At 71.5% G+C, this 2,016-nt stretch carries 3 protein-coding genes; 2 read left to right on the top strand and 1 reads right to left on the bottom strand.

Features of this window, described 5'->3' with window-relative positions:
- Together G6019_RS06515 and G6019_RS06520 are read left to right on the top strand one after the other, a co-directional pair.
- On the top strand, positions 1-541 hold a 541-nt coding region (locus tag G6019_RS06515), incomplete at its 5' end, for an NAD(P)-dependent oxidoreductase (RefSeq protein WP_304506197.1).
- Positions 542-624: 83 nt separating this feature from the next.
- Positions 625-1,485 (top strand): phytanoyl-CoA dioxygenase family protein, encoded by an 861-nt coding sequence (locus tag G6019_RS06520; protein ID WP_182613006.1) that lies wholly within the window; start codon positions 625-627, stop codon positions 1,483-1,485.
- A 91-nt stretch (positions 1,486-1,576) separates the two neighbouring features.
- Here G6019_RS06520 and G6019_RS06525 read toward each other — a convergent pair.
- Positions 1,577-2,016: LysR substrate-binding domain-containing protein (locus G6019_RS06525; RefSeq protein WP_241725907.1), on the bottom strand; the 440-nt coding region annotated here is incomplete at its 5' end.

A 2,016-nucleotide genomic window follows, 5' to 3' on the forward strand; every position in this document is an offset into this window, starting at 1 on the left:
CGCGCTCGTGGTGGGTACCGGGGGGATCGGCCGGGCCACCGCGCGGCTGCTCAGGGCCGTGGGACTCGACGTCCGGGGGGCGGGGCGTCGACCCTCCGACGACGACGAGGACTTCGGCGTCGTCCTGGACTCGGCCCGACTGGCAGAGCACCTCGGCGACGTCGACCACCTGGTCATGGTGGCCCCGCTGACCGCGGCCACCAGCGGGATGCTCGGCGAGGTCGAGCTGGCCGCGCTCCCGGACGGCGCCCACGTGATCAACGTGGGGCGGGGCCAACTGATCGACCAGGAGGCCCTCACCAAGGAGATCGCCGCGGGCAGACTCTCGGCGCATCTGGACGTCCTCGTCGTCGAACCCCTCCCCGACGGCGACCCGCTGTGGACGCTCGACGGCGCGCACATCAGCCCACACATGTCGGGCGACGTGGTGGGCTGGCGCGACACGCTCTCCCGGCAGTTCCTGGACCACCTCCACGCGTGGCTCGGGGGTTCCGAGCCCGGGCCCGCGGTCGACAAGGGCCGGGGATACGTCAGCGGCTGACCGGTTGTGGGTCGTCAACGCCCTGCTTACGGTCGAGGTCAGAGGCGGGTAGACGAGATCCGCCGGCGACCGAGAGGAGCTGCATGGCACTGGCCGTCGACGACTACGTCACGCGCGTGACCACCACCCCGACCATCATCGACAGGCCCGACCCGGTCGTGTGGTCCCGGGCCGACGATCCCGAGATCCGGCGCTTCGCCGAGGTCGGGTACGTGCAGCGACAGGGCGCACTGGACGCGGGCAGGGTGGACGCCTGCCTCGGGGAGGTGCACCGCATCGGTGCCGACCCCGCGATGGCCGCCGACCCACGGGTCATCCGCGAGGCCGGCAGCGACGCCGTGCGATCCATCTTCGACGTCCACATCCTGAGCGAGACAGTGCAGGAGGCGGTCGAGTACTCCGGTGCCGTCGAACTCGCCCGCGAGATCCTCGGCTCCGACGTCTACGTGCACCAGAGTCGACTCAACTACAAGCCCGGGTTCGCGGGCGGCGCGTTCTACTGGCACTCGGACTTCGAGACGTGGCACGCCGAGGACGGCATGCCCCGTCCGCGAGCGTGCAGCGCCTCCCTCGCCCTCACCCGCAACGAGGTGTTCAACGGCCCGCTGATGATCATGCCGGGGACCCAGAGATACTTCGTCCAGTGCGCCGGCGAGACGCCGGAGGCGTACTACGAGGAGTCCCTCGTGAGCACGGCGCCGACGATAGGGGTGCCGTCCGAGGGGCACATCGCGGAGCTGTACCACTCCCACGGGCTCCACGTCCTCACCGGCGAGGCGGGGTCGATGACCATGTTCGACTGCAACACCCTCCACGCCTCCGGGGGCAACATCAGCCCGGTGCCGAGGGCGAACGTCTTCGTCGTCTTCAACAGCGTGGAGAACGAGCTGACCACCCCCTTCGCGGGGACTGCGCGGCGCCCCGACTTCCTCGCGAGGCGCTGACGCCCGATACTGAGGCCCGGTGCTGTGGCCCGGCGCTGAGACTTGGTGCTGACGCCCGGTGGCGTGCCCGCGGACCGAGTGCGGTCGCGCCCTACGGGGTGTCGAGCCCCAGTCCGACGGCTGCCTCGGTGAAGGCGTCCACGAAGGCCTGCAGCGGCCGGCGCCGGGCGTCCCGTTCCCGGTAGGCGATCGAGACCGTCCTGGTGAGAACATCGCTCAGCCGCACCACGTCCACGTCCGCGGTCGTGGTGCTCAGGCCGAGATCGGAGGCCAGGGTCACGCCCAGGCCGGCCGCGACCAGGGCGAGTGCCGTCGACTGCTCGCCGGCCTCGTGGCGGATGTCCGGCTCGAACCCCGCCTCGCGGCACGCGAGCCGCACCGCCCTCCCGAAGTGCGAGCGGGGATGCGCCAGGACCCAGGGCTTCGCCGCGAGGTCCCCCAACGCCACCTCGTCGGCGTCCATCCACCCGCGGGGGGCGACGAGATGTAGCGACTCCACGGCGATCGGGGTCCGGGTGAGTTCGGGGACGA

Origin of the sequence: Dietzia sp. DQ12-76, from assembly GCF_014145045.1 — a bacterium.
Lineage (GTDB): Bacteria > Actinomycetota > Actinomycetes > Mycobacteriales > Mycobacteriaceae > Dietzia.